Source organism: Syntrophomonas erecta subsp. sporosyntropha (genome assembly GCF_055395365.1).
Genome location: NZ_AP042459.1, coordinates 2,257,653 through 2,271,696, shown reverse-complemented (window position 1 = coordinate 2,271,696; position 14,044 = coordinate 2,257,653). Strand labels below are relative to the sequence as shown.

Below are 14,044 nucleotides of genomic sequence, written 5' to 3'. Positions count from 1 at the left end.
GCTTCCCTTGTTCCGCTAAAAATTTAGGTTTTGCATAAAAAGAGGCTGAAATTGAGAATCAGAGGCCAGTTCAACATAATGAAGGCGGGATTGTATTACACGAGCTTTTTCCTGATAGAAAGAATTTAAAAGGGCCATTATAGCACCATGTCCGGCCGCATTACCTATACTGTGAATCTTACTAATTTCAATATTGGGCCAAAGTCCGATCAGAGCAGCTTGTTCAGGGTTAAGGTATTGCCCAAATGCACCGGCTAGAAAAATATTTTCCAGTTCCCCCGGGTCTATATTAGCTTTGTCAAGTAAAAGATCAACTGCGGTACGAATAGCAGCTTTGGCTAGCTGCACCTGTCTAATATCCTCCTGATTAAAAATTACCGGGGTTTCTGGTAAGTCTTTACTCAGAATTAACTCTAGCCCTTTATAACCTTCCCGAACTTCCAATTTAGCCTGGGCTTCCGCCTGAAAAGTACCCGTATGATCTATGTATTGCGCCTCAATAAGGGCTGCAGTTAAAGCTACCACTCCTGAACCACAAATACCCCGGGTCGGTCCATTCCCCAACTTATGACAAATTAAGCTGCCATCTTCGGTTAAATTCACCTGATCTATTGCTCCCTCCCCGGCTCTCATACCACAGGTTATATTACCACCTTCAAAAGCCGGTCCCGCAGCAGCAGAAGCTGTCCATAAGGAACCCTTGTTACCAACTACCACTTCCCCATTAGTACCTATGTCTATAAGTAAAAAGGGACGGTCAATTTTATCAGCAATTGTAAGTAAGCAAGCTATGGTATCTGCCCCTACAAATCCGCCTGCCTGAGGTAGAATGTACATCCTGGCACTAGGATGGGCTAATATACCACAGGTATACGGTTTAACCTGCAATTCATCGATAAAAAGGCCGGTGTATGGGGTAGCAGCAAAACCGTTTACCTTTAACCCCAATAGTAAATGCAACATAACTGGATTACCCACCACAGCCAGCCGATAAATATCGTTGGTTTTAGCTCTGCAATTTCCCAGTAGTTCTTTTATCATACTATTAATATTGTTAATTAGAACCTGCTGTAAATCTTGCAGACCATCAGGATGTTCCAAGCAATAAGTAACCCGGGAAATAACATCAGCTCCATAAACCCGCTGCATATTAGTTTGGGTACTTGCACCAGTCAAAATTCCCGTAGTTAAATCAACCAGGGCGGCAAAAAGTGTAGTTGTTCCTATATCAATAGCCACCCCAAAAGCAGACGGTTCCTCACGACTTATACATGGTACATAATAGTCATCTAAAATCAGAGCACTTAATTGCAGTGATGGTCTTCCCACCCGATCCAGATGAGCCAGTTCGTTCAAATTTTCCGGATTAAGCTGTACCTGTTTTCCTTCCAAAGCCTGACACAGCCTGCGATGAATAGGAACAGGATTTTCTTTATCCATTCCTGGTATAAAAAAATTATAAGAGGTTGCCTGGGCTATAAAATCATTTTTTTCACTATCAGTATATAAGGGTAGATTTACCTGTAAATACTCATTATCTTCAATATAGACTTTCACCGAACCTTCTATGGTACAACGGCAAGCTAATCGGACACCCCTATTCCATTCTTCCACCATCATATATTTTCTTTCCTTTTCTTCTCTGGGACTAGCTTTACCTTCCACCTGCACTTTACATTTACCGCAAGTTCCCTGGCCGGCACAGGTTCCTCCCGTATTTATTTGATGGTTAGTTAATATCTCCCATAGGTTCTGCCCCATAATAGCCGGAAGCACTACCCTTTTTTGATTATCAATTACTTCAACTATAACTTTCTCAAGCATAAAACAATTCACCTGCTAAAAAAAATAACCATGTATTATAAATAAGAAAGGCGGCATAAGCCGCCCGTTTTAAAAAACCGGTTCTATTCTGATTTGGTTTGCGCCATCAGGGCAAAGGCAAATATAAATACCCAAACAAACGAGGCTAATAATGCAGTAGTAGCACCACTCCAGTCTCCGGTTTCCAGGATTAAGGCATTACCCTTAGCATACAGTATATTAAAAACAATTAGCCCTGCGCCGGTTAAGATATAAATTGCTTTTTTAAAGCCAGCCGTTAGCTGAAACTTTTTCGCCCAGGAACAAAATTTAATAAAAATATAAATGGACAACAAAACCAGCAAAAATAATACTAGTGGATTCCCCAACAGTCCTCCAGACTCTGCAGCAGCCGATCCGAAAACAGTAAACACCTTTTCACCCCCCTCTTGGCTTCTTTTACTAGATATTGTATACCGTTTTTGCTTCCAAAACAAGGAAATGCAACATCTAGTCATCCCCACTCCTATTTCGTAATATTCTCTAATCAAAGCAGATTTCCTGCCAAAGACCTTAAATTTATGACAAAAAAATTCCCCCCGGCGGTTCCTTTACTTGCTGGAGCCTATACGTTATAATGTTTATGCTTAATAATAAAATAATAGGTAAGTAAATCAGATAGTCGCAGGCTGTAAAGCCTGAGGAAAGTCGGAGCTCCACAGGGCAGGGTGCTGGATAACGTCCAGTGGGGGTGACCCCAAGGAAAGTGCCACAGAAATAAACCGCCTCGGATCATTTATTCGGGGTAAGGGTGGAACGGTGAGGTAAGAGCTCACCAGCTTTTAGGTGACTAAACGGCTAGGTAAACCCCACCCGGAGCAAGACCGAATAGGGGAACTATGGAATAGCCCGTTCCGTTCCCGGGTAAGGTCGCTAGAGTTGCCAGGCAACTGGCATCCCAGATAGATGACTATCAAATACAGAACTCCGCTTATAGATTTACTTACTTAACATATGTAAACGGCAAGAACCGCCCTAGCCATTTAGAGCGGTTCTTGTTTTTTACCGATTGTCTCGATTGTCGTTCCGTTTTGACTTTTCATTGCGCTGGGTACTATTTTCCAGGTTATTATTCCGGTTCTGGTTGTTTTGTTGGTTATCATTAGAACGGTTTTTGTTATCATTTCTTCTACCCAAATATACAACCTCCTTATTATTTAATCTATTTTAGAACCCGACTTTAGTGTGTGTAATAGCCATGAATATATTCGCTTCAAAATCATTCTTTACTGGCATAATTTAACTATAGGTTAATCCCTCAATTTCATAATTAGTTTTGACTCCATTGCATAATTGCAACATTTTACACCCTGCTTCTCTATATATTACTATGGGAATATTTTAATAGATTGTAATAATGCAACACATAAATGTACTTTTGCATCAACCTGATTAAATCTTTCGGCTTACTCAACCAAACCTGTCTCCTATTTTTATGAGGCAGGCTTTTTTATTACCTATCGTTTCCCTTCGAAATATTTTTATACTCACCTTAACCCTTCCCAAATAATCCCCACTTTACGGTATTTACAAGCTAGTTTTTGAAAAATTAATTCTAATCTAATGTTATTAAATTCCAGGTCCATGGCATAGTTCTTGCTTATTGATCAAAATACAAACCTTATGGGGGGTGATTAATAGGTACATTGTCTTCACTCTACTGATTTACATGCCCAACCCTGTAAATAGACCGAGATGCTAAAGCAATCTCAATAACTTGGTACCCTAGAGATTAGAGAAATCAAATGTAAAGCAACCACCGGTTATACCAGTTGGATTGACTTTACTAACCCCTATAGAAGCCACTGTGATAAAAGCCCTATATAAATCACTATATTTTGCCCCATGCGGCTAAAGTTTTTTTGCAGCCCATAAATATACCATTCCATCTAATAACTAGATATAGCAAAGCTAAGCAGCATGACCTGTCCCAAAACAGGCTTAAATTCCATGCAGGATTTGTCATAGTTTTCCCATGTGTTCATGTGTTTAAAAGTGATTTTGACAAATCCAAAAAAGCTATGCCGATAGCCATCGATTCAATTTTAGATTAAAGCACAGGGCTTCTGAAAGATGTAAGAAGAAGGGAAATTATGTGGTAAGGAAGGAGTGTTGCACAGGTGAACGAAGTCGTAATCGTCAGCGCCTGTAGAACTGCAATCGCAAGGTTTCAAGGTAGTTTAAAAGATGTACCAGCCAAAGATCTGGCTATCACTGCTGCCAATGCAGCTATCCAAAGAGCAGGTATTCCTGCCGACATTATTGATGAAATTGCAATGGGACAGGTATTCCCCCATATGAACGGATCACTACCTGCACGCCAGGTAGCCATGGCAGTAGGACTACCTGTACGAAGTAATGCCTGCAACGTAAACCAGAATTGTGCGTCTGGAATGAGAGCCCTAGAAATAGCCTGCAACAATATTATGCTGGGCAAGACTGAAATCGCTCTGGTAGTAGGTGTCGAAAGTATGACTAATGCCCCCTATATGCTTCCTAAAGCCCGAATGGGATACAGGATGGGTCCAGGGGCTATTGAAGACGCTATGCTTCATGACGGTCTTTTTGACAGTATGGTACCAGGCCATATGGGAATTACTGCTGAAAATGTAGCTGAAAAATACGGTATTACCAGAGAAGAATGTGATCAATTAGCTCTCATGAGTCACCAACGGGCTACCCAGGCGGTAAAAAATGGAGTATTTAAACGAGAAGTAGTACCGGTAGAGATTAAATCTAGAAAGGGAGTCAAAATCTACGAAACGGATGAGCACATGATTCCTGATGCCAACCTTGAAACTATGGGTAAGTTACCATCCGCATTTAAAAAGGGCGGTGTAGTAACTGCTGCCAATGCTTCGGGTATAAATGATGCTGCATCTGCAGTAGTCGTTATGTCCAAACAGAAGGCCCTGGAGCTAGGGGTAACCCCCTTGCTGAAAATGATCAACATTGTTGCTGAAGGTGTAGATCCTAAAGTAATGGGATTAGGACCAGCAGTAGCTATACCTAAAGCCCTTAAACTAGCCGGCCTTAAATTCGAAGATATTGATTACTGGGAGATCAATGAAGCCTTTGCCGCCCAGTTCCTGGGAGTAGGCCGCATGCTCAAGGAGGATTTCGGTATCGAGGTGGATATGGAAAAATGTAATCACAATGGTTCCGGAATAGCCCTGGGTCATCCTGTCGGCTGTACCGCCTTGCGTATAGTCGTATCCTTATACTACGAAATGGAACGACTAGGATTAACACTGGGTGGTGCCTCCCTTTGTGTAGGTGGAGGACCGGGAATGGCTTCCCTGTGGACGAGGGATATCTAACTCCACCTCCGGCTTCCCGGGTAATTTCGGGAAGCCGGAAAACTATTTTCTAAATTAGGAGGGAAAGTAATGGCTGGTAACTTTGCTTATCTAAACACTCGTGATTTTGAATTTATTCTGCAGGAATGGCTCCCTACAGAAAAGATTTTCAATTACCCACGTTTTGCCGACTACTATTCTAAAGATGATGTCAACTCTTTCCTGGCCCCCATCCTTAAGATGGCCAAAGAAGTAGTAGAGCCTACCAATGACGATGGAGAGAATAATCCAGTCCGCATGGAAAACGGTAAAGTAATACTTCCTCCATCTTTTGGACCTCTATTTAAAATGCTGCAATCGGAAGGTTGGGGAACCAGCAACATAGATCGTTCCGAAAATGCAGTAGTACTGCCCCATCTACTTTATTCGATAATATGGGAGATGTTATGTGCTGCTAATCCCACTTTCTTCCCCTATATACTACTCACCAGTGGTGCCGCCGATCTTATCCAGACTTTCGGTAATGAAAAAACCAAACAGATGTTCCTGCCCAAGATGATGGACGGAACCTGGGCAGGAACCATGTGCCTGACAGAACCTAGTGCCGGATCAGATGTAGGGGATATTTTATCTAAAGCATATCCCACCGATGATCCTGGAGTTTTTAAAATCAAAGGACAAAAAATATTTATTACCGGTGGTGATAATGATTTCTCAGAAAATATTATCCACCTATACCTGGCACGGGTAGAAGGTGCCCGACCAGGTACATCCGGCATTTCCCTGTTTATAGTTCCTAAATATTGGGTAAATGAAGATGGCAGTTTAGAGGACAATGATGTTGAAACTACCGGTGTCGAACATAAGCTAGGTCAGCATGGTTCCTGTACTGCCGCTCTCGCTTTCGGAGATAATAATGGCTGCCGGGGCTGGTTAATTGGTAAAAACCCACTGGAAAATGATGGCCGTGGTGAAGGTATGGCCCAGATGTTCCAGATGATGAATCTGGCCCGTATGGAAACCGGGCATATGGCTCTTTCCTGCATTGCGAACGCCTTCTACAATGTCCGTGACTATGCCCGGGAAAGAATTCAAGGACGGCCATTCACTAATCCCCGGGGAGATAGAGTCGCTATCATCAACCACGAAGATATCCGCCGTACTATGATTATGGGTAAGGCTCATACTGAAGCTATACGAGCTATGTTATCCAAAGCTTTCTTTAACTTTGACGTACGGGAAAGTGATCCTGATCCAGAGGAAAGAAAGAAGGCCCAAAACTTTGTAGAAGTTGTAACCCCATTGTGTAAGGCTTATCCTACTGATGAGGGATGGTGGCTGTGCGGCGAAGCCATTCAGGCTTATGGAGGCTATGGCTACTGCGAAGAATACCCGGTAGCTCAAATTGCCCGTGATATTAAAATTTACTCCATTTGGGAAGGAACCAACTATATACAGTCTCTCGATCTGGTAGGCCGTAAAATGAATATGGGTAAAGGAGCAGTATTTGCTGCTTTCATTCAGGATATAAAAGATTTTTGTGAAGCCAACAAAAACCTGGCCGGTTTTGAAAAGGAATTCAACAATTTAGCTCGCGCCCTGGAATCTTACGATGAAATCCTTAAAGCCCTGGCCAGCTGGAAAACATCCAACCCGGCCCTGATTCCTTTATATTCCCGTCGGGTTTTGACCGCCACTTCCCAGCTCTGGGCCAGTCAGTTAATGTTAGACCAGGCCTTACTGGCTAATAAAAAAGTACAGGAATTAGAACCTGATCATTACGACTATGCCTTCTATAAGGGTAAAGTAGAAACAGCCCGCTGGTATGTCAGAAATGTGCTGCCCCATGTACGCTATCTTGCCGATGTAATCTCAGATGCGGACACCTCAGCTCTGGATATACCGCTGGAGGCATTTGACTACTAGAAACAGGAGATTCTACTAAAACGTCCTTTCATAAAGACTAGGAGAGGCTTAATCGCCTCTCCTTTTGTAATTATTCCAGCCGGTTGGTACGCCACCATATCCTCATTTCCTCGGCTTGCTTTACAATGTTCAATTCCTAATTGCAAACAAGCTGATTTATCACTTACCCCTCACCCCCACACAACAACATTACCCCACAACCAAGCTAAGGCTAACCTTAATGTGGAGGAAAAGAGGTAAAGGCGATTCCAGAACCGTAATTTATCCCGTTACTCAAGGCAATACCCTTTGAACAAAAACCAGGTGCCCACCACAACCTAAAGTCCGGGCTTTTCCGGAATATTCAGGTTCGCCTTACCCACGCAACCCCATACAGCAGATTCAACAATCCTAAGAAATTTCGCCTACATTCTGCAACTCAACCTTAACATCCACAAATACATTAACCCGATTTATAAAGCCTTTATCTACCTGCTCAGTCAACTCACTGCGCCACTTAGCCAGCGCATAGGGGGAAATATTTATACAGTCTACACCAACCTCTTCCTGCATAAGCTGGATAAAATTTTCCATTTGCTTCTCCAGGTCACGAGCCAGGGTTTCTTCTACCTGGCTAAGAAAATAGTCTTTGTCTATGGAAGAATCTGCCTTAGTACCATTATATTCAACTAACCGCCCTCGTAATTTGACCGTAATATAAAAATCAAATCGGTTGCCGGAACGTTGTACATCAACCTGACGGCTATTAGCCACAAAAACCGTTCCTTGCCCCTTCATATCCCTCCCCACTATCCGAAAAGGGATATACCCTTGGGATTTTTCCCCTCTTAATAACATCATTAAGCGAGTTTCCCTTTGATCAAATTGAGCGATCATTTTATCTTCCTTAAAAACTACGCTTCCAACAATTTTTAATTTATCATTGGCGTTAAGAGCTAATATTGGTGCTACTGCCGTTTTTCCCCGACTACGAGCACAAACAATATATTTATGCAGGGTAGTTTTAGGTATAAAGCCATTTTGGGGGGCTATTTTTAAAAGGTCGACAATCTTAAAACTACCCTGGCTTTTCTCCCGTTGATTATAGCGATACATAAGCTGGTCAGCCCGCCCATCTACCACTGCTATAAATAGGCTGTTTTTTACAAAGGGTGATCTTATTAATATATCAATATATTTATCTATACCCTGAAGAGCTATCTCCTTTCCATAAAGTGCTGCCTGTAATTGAACAATAGTGAAGGTCTTAGGAGAGCTGAAGACCCGGCTTCCCCGGGTAGCACCAATTGTCTGGGCTTCTACTATCTCGACGGTTTCCTCCTTACTGCTTATCGGGACAAATATACCCGTAGTAGTAACCCGAGCATCAGGCAAATGTTCAGCAGTATCGTACCCGGATACCAGGGGCACAGAAAGCTCTTCTACATCCGTGGCATCCCAGCAGCCTGATAACAACATACTGCCTAAAATAAGGACCGGTAAGAAAGCCTTACGAATCATCACTGGTAATCCCCCCTTTAAGGAGTGTTGTCAGGTAATAAAGTAATGGATACCCTAAAGCTACCACCAAAAAGGCAGTTCCCGCATAATCTGCCCATTGAAAAGCTTCCAGAAGACTGCCCGGCTGCAAGGCACCTATATATATCAACAATCCCAGTAAAAGGACTACCCAACCATAAAAGCGGTTAAAATCCAGGTTAAATAAGCGGGTCGAAGCATAAGCAGCAGCAAATCCCAAGTTTAAAGCCGGACGCACCCCCAGGGCTATCCACAAAATCAAAAAGAAAAATTCTAACCGTTGCAAAATTGGTATTTCGGTAACCTTTAGCAAGGCCAATACCGGCCAGACAATTTCATCTATAAAATCCAGTCCAAATACCGCCAGGGAAATAATAGTTACCATTACGTAGAAAAATACTACAAAAGACTGTCCAATCAAAGCCGCTTTTAATATCTCTCCCCGTCTGGGAACCAGGGCATAAACAACCAGTAGTACCTCAATTCCTGCAAAAGCAAAGGAACTTTTTATAGCTCCCTGAAAAACTCCACTCGGGGTTATTTCCTGTAGGGGTAATAAATTAAGATAATCTCCACTAAAAGCAGGAACTATTACTACCAGCAGGGACAACAGAAGTATATAAAATAAAAACTCATTCAGGCGGGCTACCACTTTTCCTCCTTTACTCATGGCATATAGTACAGATAAGGTAACCACCAGGACAACAAACCACATAGGGGTAGTAGGTAACATAAATATGGAGGTTATTTCTGAAAAAATGCGTAAAGCAATCGATTCAAAGAGAATAATATAGAGAACGAATATAATAACTAGTCCACTACCTATAATTTTTCCAAACAGCCTATGGTTCAAATTAACAAAATCAGGATCAGGCCAACGTTTAAATAAACTACAAATTATAAAAATTGACAACAGTGATGGAATTACTCCAGCTATGACTGCTATCCAGGCATTATGTCCCGCTTCCGCCGCTGCTAAACGGGGTAAGCTAAAGATACCGCCGGCTACCTGTGATCCGACTATAAAAAATATAAGCTGTTTACTGGTAAACTCAAAACGGGTCCTATCCATCCTATTTCCCCTGCCTTTGTCGATCTAACTGGGGAACAGATTGAGGCCGGTATTTACCATGCCATATAAACCCTTTAACAACTGAATCCTTTAAATCCCCATACCGGGTAGGGGCAAAAGGTGCAAAATAAGGTACCCCCATGCTTTCTAAACCTATAAGATGAATAATCAGGATAAACCACCCCACCGAAAAACCGAATAATCCCATGGTGGCCGTTGCTAAAATAAACATCATCCTTATTACACGGGTAGCTAAAACCATAGTGTAGTTAGGTAAAGCAAAAGTAGCAATAGTAGTAACAGCTACGATGATAATGATTCCCGGGCTAGCCAATTTAGCAGAAATAGCCGCCTGCCCCAATACAATTCCGGCCACCACCCCCACGGTCTGACCAACCGCAGCAGGCATACGTAGACCGGTTTCTATGACCAGTTGAATAATAATTTCCTGTATTAATACCTCCACAATAATCGGAAAGGGAACCTGCTGGCGAGCCTGAGCTAGTATGACGAATAACTGTACTGGTACTAATTCCGGCTGAAAACTTAACAGGGATATGTAAAGTGGAGGTAACGATATAGCTAAAGCAAAAGCCAAATAGCGAAAAATACGGTTAAAAGAGGCTACCACCGGACGATCATAGTAATCCTCAGAGGCCTGTAAAAAGCTCACGAACAGGCTGGGAACCATAAGTGCGGTAGGAGTACCATTAGCCATAATCACTACCCGTCCCTCTAGTAGTTCCATAGTTACCTTATCGGGGCGCTCACTGGGCTTGAACTGAGGAAAAGGTGAAAGATGATTATCAGAGATGAATTGCTCAATATACCCTATCGCCCCAATACCATCAATATTTATCTTTTTAATTTTAGAACGGGTATTATTAACTATTTCAGGATCGGCAATATCCTCAATATAGAGTAAGGCCACCTCAGTTCGCGTGCGTTTTCCCACTATCATTTTTTCTACCACTAGATTAGGATCGCGCAACCGCTGCCGTATCAGGGCAATATTGACGGTCAGATCCTCAATAAATCCTTCCCGTGAACCGCGCAAAGTGCGCTCTGTAGGTGGTTCTTCTAAACTACGTCTCTTCCCCCCGCCGATATCCATCACCAGCGCCTCACTAACACCCTCAAAAATGAGTACCACATAGCCATCAAAAATGGCCTGGATCATTTCTGAAGCGTAGAACACTTTTTTTATCCGGGAGATAGCTACCGAACCTGCCCCGATTTGGTCCACCAGGATATCGTAAGTTCTTGGCCGGGTATTATCCTCCTCCTGCATTAAGGGTTTTAGTAAATCCTCATCAATTATCTGGGTATCGACTCTGCCTTCCAGGTAAACTACGGCTGCTTGCCGCTGCTGATCACCTTTTAGCCGAAAAACCCGGTAGACCATGTCATTGTTTTTTTGAATATAGGGATGTAAAATCTTTTGTTTATCGGCCCAATCTATCCCTATCTTTTCTCCCTCTGATTTCATCCCTTTTCCGGCAGCAGCTTTATTTCTACCCAGCAAGCGATTGATAAATGAAGCCATTTTTTATCTCCTACGGTAATTTCCTTATAGCTTTTCCTAAATATTCAACTGATATCCACCTCTTTAGTATTTTTTACCCCTTGACCAAAACATGTGTTCCGGTGTAACATGGCTTTATTGGAACAAGTGTTCGGTGATCAAAGATGTGGCAGATTGTTTTTTTTGATTTAAGTTCAATAAACGGAATAGATATAAAAAAATGCCTGGACTCAACCCCTCCAAGGTCAAAAGGCTATCCCAGATGGGTATAACTACCATGCAGGATATAGGTAGCCTGTCCTCCCAAAAATTAATTAAACTATTGGGGAACGGGACTGATCAGCTTTACCATCTCCGCCATGGTATAGATCTTTCCCCGGTTATAGGCTGCTATCCCCCCCACCAGATTATCTATCCGGTTTTCAGTGATATCCCTACGGATAATCATTTACAACGATAATCATTTACAACTGGAAAAAGCTCTACAGGAAGCTAGTCAAAAATTGGTACAAATCCTGGACCAACATTACCTAGGGTGTCAGGAAATAATCCTGGAAGTAGAAAGCGGTAGCCCATGGAGTAACCTGAGGCGGGAAACAAGCAGCCTTTGGGCAAAGATAACTTTTTTCTGGAGTTGCAGGATAACCTGATCCCCGGTAACCATTATCTAAATCAGGGCCTGCTGCAAATTAGCTGATACAGTAGGCATTGAGCCGGTAGCTACTAATAATACCCATTATGTTGATCACGCTGATTTTTTTATCCATGATCTTCTTACCTGTATCCGCTCGGGAATTACAGTACAGTCCATCCATCCCCACCGCCCTTTTAATGGAGAAAATCACCTTAAATCGGCCCGGCAAATCCATCATTTATTCACCTTTTATCCCCGGGCCGTCGAAAATACTTTACGGATTGCCCGGGAATGTGAACCAGTTTATAAACAACATTCCCGACATTTTCCCCGCTACCGGCATATACCTGGGGGTAATGCCACTGTTTTTCTACGTCATCTAGTTCAGGAAGGGGCCCAACAGCGCTACGGTCGAATAACTAACCAGGTACAGCAACGCCTGGAACATGAACTACAGGTGATAGAACAGATGGGGTATGCAGATTATTTTCTGGTAGTATGGGATCTGGTACGCTTTGCCCGCTCTCAGGGCATACGTTATGCTGGCAGAGGATCAGCAGCTGATTCTCTGGTTTCCTATTGTCTTTTTATCTGTGAAGTAGATGCCCTGGAACGGGGACTTTTATTCGAACGTTTTATGAGGCCGGAAAGATCACAGCTGCCTGACATAGATATTGATTTCGAGGCCCATCATCGCCACCAGGTGATTGAATATATTTACCACACCTATGGAGCTGATCGGGTAGCCCGGGTAGCTACTTACCATACCTTTATGGCTCGCTCCGCTATTCGTGATATAGGTAAGGTTCTAGGTTTTAACCCCCAGGAATTAGATACCATTACTAAAACCATCCCCTTTACCTATGCGGATAACATTCGTAAAGCACTGCAACACCTTCCCGAATTAAGGGAAAGTCCCCTTAAAGAATCACGCTTTCAGTTGTTGCTGGATGTCTGTGAAAAAATAGCTGGTTTTCCTCGTTTTTTGGGTACACACCTGGGGGGAATAGTAATCAGCGATGGCCCCCTATCTGACCTGACTCCCCTGCAGTATTCCGCTTCGGGAACAGTAATTACCCAGTTTGATAAAGACGATGTGGAAGAATTGGGACTGGTAAAACTGGATCTGCTCTCATTACGCACCTTGTCGGCTATCAGCGATGCCGGCCATTATATCGCCGATACAAACCCCAGCTTTGACTATGATAGTATCCCTTTGGATGATCATAATACCTATAAAATGATTTCTCAGGGTGAAACCATCGGAGTTTTTCAGTTAGAAAGCCCGGCCCAACGTGCCCTGCAAACCCGTTTAAATTCTAAAAGTATAGAAGATGTTATTGCCAGTTTAGCACTTATTCGTCCCGGTCCTATAAAGGGTAATATGGTTGATCCCTATATAAGAAGACATGATGGTAAAGAAGAGATTACTTACCTGCACCCTAAGCTAGAACCGATTCTAGGTAAGACTTATGGGGTAATCCTTTTTCAGGAACAGGTGATAGAAATAGCCACCAGCATAGCAGGGTTTACCCCGGGAGAGGCTGATCAATTACGCCGGGTTATGACTCATGCCCGTTCTCAGCAAGTTATGGATGATATAGGCCGGTATTTTGTTAAGAAAGCTATTGAGAATGGTATACCAAAAAAAATTGCCCACCAGATTTTCGCCAGTATAGCCGGCTATGCTAGTTATGGCTTTTGTGAGGCTCATGCCGCCGCTTTTGCTGCTACTAGTTATAAAACCGCCTACTTGCTACAGCATTACCCGGCTGAATACTATACGGCTCTGCTCAATAACCAACCCCTGGGTTACTATCCCGCCCGAGTACTTTGTACAGAAGCCCGCCAACGGGGCGTGAAGCTACTTCCGGTAGATGTCAATTACAGTGAAATCGATTACCAGGTTAATCCCCCGGGATGCATACGCATAGGGCTCAAACAGGTAAAAGGAATCAGTGCCTCATCCCTGCAATCTATAATCACCGTCCTGCAGCAAGGATTTTTCACCTCGGGCTTTGATTTTATAAACCGGGTTTCAATAAAACAGGATGAATTAGAAAAATTAATCAAGTGTGGGGCATTGGATAGCTTATACCCAAACCGCAGGATGCTACTACGGCAACTACCAATATGGCTAGATTAAAAAAAAGATGAATTTACCAGACAGGAATCCCTTTTTACAGTAGAAAAACTAGCTGTAAATG

10 protein-coding genes and 1 other RNA gene are annotated in these 14,044 nt (G+C 42.8%); 4 read left to right on the top strand and 7 right to left on the bottom strand.

Going from position 1 to position 14,044, the window contains the following annotated elements:
* Positions 1-15: 15 nt before the first annotated feature.
* Positions 16-1,824 carry an ASKHA domain-containing protein gene (locus tag ACZ5Q0_RS11125; protein ID WP_447182539.1) on the bottom strand — a complete coding sequence of 603 codons (1,809 nt, stop codon included), beginning with the start codon at positions 1,822-1,824 and terminating at the stop codon, positions 16-18.
* An 83-nt stretch (positions 1,825-1,907) separates the two neighbouring features.
* On the bottom strand, positions 1,908-2,237 hold the full coding sequence (locus ACZ5Q0_RS11120; RefSeq protein ID WP_446817908.1) for a hypothetical protein: 330 nt from the start codon (positions 2,235-2,237) through the stop codon (positions 1,908-1,910).
* Between the two features lie 232 nt (positions 2,238-2,469).
* On the opposite strand from ACZ5Q0_RS11120, the gene rnpB reads away from it, so the two are divergent.
* Positions 2,470-2,813: RNase P RNA component class A (rnpB, locus tag ACZ5Q0_RS11115), an RNA gene on the top strand.
* A gap of 52 nt (positions 2,814-2,865) precedes the next feature.
* On the opposite strand, the gene ACZ5Q0_RS11110 is transcribed toward rnpB, so the two are convergent.
* Complete coding sequence (locus tag ACZ5Q0_RS11110; RefSeq protein WP_446817909.1) at positions 2,866-3,000, bottom strand: hypothetical protein; 135 nt, start codon at positions 2,998-3,000, stop codon at positions 2,866-2,868.
* 983 nt (positions 3,001-3,983) lie between these two features.
* Between ACZ5Q0_RS11110 and ACZ5Q0_RS11105 the strand changes: the two genes are divergently transcribed.
* Both ACZ5Q0_RS11105 and ACZ5Q0_RS11100 read left to right on the top strand, forming a co-directional pair.
* Positions 3,984-5,183, top strand: a complete 1,200-nt coding sequence (locus ACZ5Q0_RS11105; protein WP_446817910.1) for a thiolase family protein — start codon at positions 3,984-3,986, stop codon at positions 5,181-5,183.
* Positions 5,184-5,252: 69 nt separating this feature from the next.
* Positions 5,253-7,088 carry an acyl-CoA dehydrogenase gene (locus ACZ5Q0_RS11100; RefSeq protein ID WP_446817912.1) on the top strand — a complete coding sequence of 612 codons (1,836 nt, stop codon included), beginning with the start codon at positions 5,253-5,255 and terminating at the stop codon, positions 7,086-7,088.
* Positions 7,089-7,478: 390 nt separating this feature from the next.
* Here ACZ5Q0_RS11100 and ACZ5Q0_RS11095 read toward each other — a convergent pair whose 3' ends face one another.
* From ACZ5Q0_RS11095 to ACZ5Q0_RS11080, 4 genes are all read right to left on the bottom strand, one after another.
* Complete coding sequence (locus tag ACZ5Q0_RS11095) at positions 7,479-8,588, bottom strand: Ger(x)C family spore germination protein (protein ID WP_447182893.1); 1,110 nt, start codon at positions 8,586-8,588, stop codon at positions 7,479-7,481.
* On the bottom strand, positions 8,578-9,678 hold the full coding sequence (locus ACZ5Q0_RS11090) for a GerAB/ArcD/ProY family transporter (protein ID WP_447182538.1): 1,101 nt from the start codon (positions 9,676-9,678) through the stop codon (positions 8,578-8,580). The genes ACZ5Q0_RS11095 and ACZ5Q0_RS11090 overlap by 11 nt, the downstream gene beginning before the upstream one ends.
* A gap of 1 nt (position 9,679) precedes the next feature.
* Positions 9,680-11,224 (bottom strand): spore germination protein, encoded by a 1,545-nt coding sequence (locus tag ACZ5Q0_RS11085; protein ID WP_447182537.1) that lies wholly within the window; start codon positions 11,222-11,224, stop codon positions 9,680-9,682.
* A gap of 298 nt (positions 11,225-11,522) precedes the next feature.
* Positions 11,523-11,651 (bottom strand): hypothetical protein, encoded by a 129-nt coding sequence (locus ACZ5Q0_RS11080; RefSeq protein WP_446817916.1) that lies wholly within the window; start codon positions 11,649-11,651, stop codon positions 11,523-11,525.
* A 223-nt stretch (positions 11,652-11,874) separates the two neighbouring features.
* Here ACZ5Q0_RS11080 and ACZ5Q0_RS11075 point away from each other — a divergent pair, with 223 nt between their 5' ends.
* Positions 11,875-13,983, top strand: a complete 2,109-nt coding sequence (locus ACZ5Q0_RS11075) for a DNA polymerase III subunit alpha (RefSeq protein ID WP_447182892.1) — start codon at positions 11,875-11,877, stop codon at positions 13,981-13,983.
* Positions 13,984-14,044 lie beyond the last annotated feature (61 nt).